The sequence below is a fragment of the Streptomyces graminilatus genome (genome assembly GCF_001418565.1).
GTDB classification, from domain to species: Bacteria; Actinomycetota; Actinomycetes; order Streptomycetales; family Streptomycetaceae; genus Streptomyces; species Streptomyces graminilatus.
Genome location: NZ_LIQQ01000539.1, coordinates 1 through 2,239, shown reverse-complemented (window position 1 = coordinate 2,239; position 2,239 = coordinate 1). Strand labels below are relative to the sequence as shown.

At 74.3% G+C, this 2,239-nt stretch carries 1 protein-coding gene; it reads right to left on the bottom strand.

Annotation, left to right across the window (positions count from 1 at the left end; translation table 11 throughout):
• On the bottom strand, positions 1-2,239 hold a 2,239-nt coding region (locus AOK08_RS35545), incomplete at both ends, for a DEAD/DEAH box helicase (protein WP_055533688.1).

The window sequence follows — 2,239 nt, the reverse complement described above, 5'->3', positions numbered from 1 at the left end:
GCCGGGTTCCACCAGCGGTCGAAGTGGATGACATGGCCCGCGCGTGTGAGGTTCAGGCCGGTGCCGGCGGCCTTCAGGGAGAGGATCAGGATCGGGGTCGCGCCGCTCTGGAAGCGGTCGACCATGCGTTCGCGTTCCGGGACCGGGGTGCCGCCGTGGAGCAGTTCCGCCGGGACCGCGCGGGCCGCGAGGTGGGACGTGATCAGGCGGGCCATCCCGACGTACTGCGTGAAGACCAGCGCCGAGCCGTCCTCGGCGAGCAGGGTGTCCAACAGCTCGTCCAGCAGGGCGAGTTTGCCGGAGCGGGCGGCCAGCCGGTCGCCCGCGGCAGGGCCCGGGGCGTCCTCCTTCAGGTACAACGCGGGGTGGTCGCAGATCTGTTTGAGGGAGGTCAGCAGCTTCAGCACCAGGCCCCGGCGGGCGATGCCGTCGGCCGTCTCGATGGCGAGCAGCGACTCGCGCACGACGGCCTCGTACAGCGCGGCCTGTTCGCGGGTCAGGGGGACCGGGTGGTCCGTCTCCGTCTTGGGCGGCAGTTCGGGGACGATGCCCGGGTCGGACTTCTTGCGGCGCAGCAGGAACGGGCGGACCAGACGGGCGAGCCGGGCCACGGCCTCCTCGTCCTCGCCGGTCTCCACCGCGCGCGCGTGCCGGGCGCGGAAGGACTTCAGCGGGCCCAGGAGGCCGGGGGTCGTCCAGTCGAGCAGGGCCCAGAGTTCGGAGAGGTTGTTCTCCACCGGCGTGCCGGTGAGGGCCACGCGCGCGGGGGTCGGGATCGTGCGCAGTGCCTTCGCCGTCGCCGAGTACGGGTTCTTGACGTGCTGCGCCTCGTCCGCGACGACCATCCCCCAGCGCTGCTCGGCCAGCCCGGGTGCCGTCGACCGCATGGTGCCGTACGTCGTGAGGACGAAGCCGCCCGCCAGGTCCTCCAGGGTGCGCTCGGGGCCGTGGTAGCGGCGGACGGGGACGCCTGGCGCGAACTTGGTGATCTCCCGCTGCCAGTTGCCCAGCAGGGAGGCGGGGCAGACGACCAGGGTGGGTTCGGCGCGGGCCCGGCGCAGATGCAGGGCGATGACGGTGATCGTCTTGCCGAGTCCCATGTCGTCGGCGAGGCAGCCGCCGAGTCCGAGGGAGGTCATGAGGTCCAGCCAGGCAAGGCCCCGGAGCTGGTAGTCGCGCAGGCGGGCCTGGAGACCCGGGGGCGGTTCCACCGGGGTGATGCCCGCCGTCAGCCGGTCGCGCAGGGCAGCCAGCGCGCCGACGGGGACCGCCTCGACGCTCTCGCCGTCGACCTCCACATGCCCGGTGAGCGCAGCGGAGAGCGCGTCGACGGGGTCGAGCAGGCCCAGTTCTCGCTTGCGTGCCTTGCGGACGAGGGCCGGGTCCACCAGGACCCACTGGTCCTTGAGGCGTACGACGGGACGGTGCGCCTCCGCCAGGAGGTCCATCTCGGCCTCGGTGAGCGGATCCCCGCCGAGCGCCAACTGCCAGCGGAACTGGAGGAGTTCCTCGCTCTCGAAGAATCCGGTGCCGTCCTTCGCCGAGCCGGGCGCCGGGCGTACCACCGCCTGGGCGGTCAGGTCCTGGGCGAGGTCCCGGGGCCAGTGCACGGCGACACCGGCGGCGGCGAGCCGGGTCGCGGCCATCCCTAGCAGGTCGTACAGCTCCTCCTCGGAGAGGGCCAGGGCGTCGGGCGCGTCCTGCTCGGTGAGGCGGTCGAGCGGGGGCCAGACACGGGCCGCGCGGCGTACCGCCAGGGCGGCGTCCACGTGTGCGCGTGCCCCGAAGGCCGCGTCCGCCGTGCCCGCCCACAGGGTCGCCGCGTCGGTCACCAGGGTGGGGTCGGCGAGGCTGTGCACCTGGACGATCGCGGCGCCCGCGGTGCGCACGCGGTCGGGGTCGTCGAACAGCTCGTACGCCGACAGGTCGAGGCGGAGCGAGATCCGCACGCCCGCGTCCATGCCCGCGGCGACCTCCGCCGCCCAGTCCTGGGCGTCCGGGAGCCGCTGGGCCGGGCGGGCGGCGAAGGGCATCCCCGCGGCGTACGGAGCGGCGGGGGTGCGCGGCAGGGTGTCCGCGACGGCGTCCAGGAAGGCGCGCAGCAGGGCCTCCGGCTCCGGCAGCAGCAGGGGGCCGGAGCCCGGCAGGGGAACCGCGTGGCCCTCGTACGGCAGGGCGGCGGCAATGGCCCTGAGGTGGGCGATGTCGTCGGGGTCCAGCGGGCCCGCTGGACCCCGAC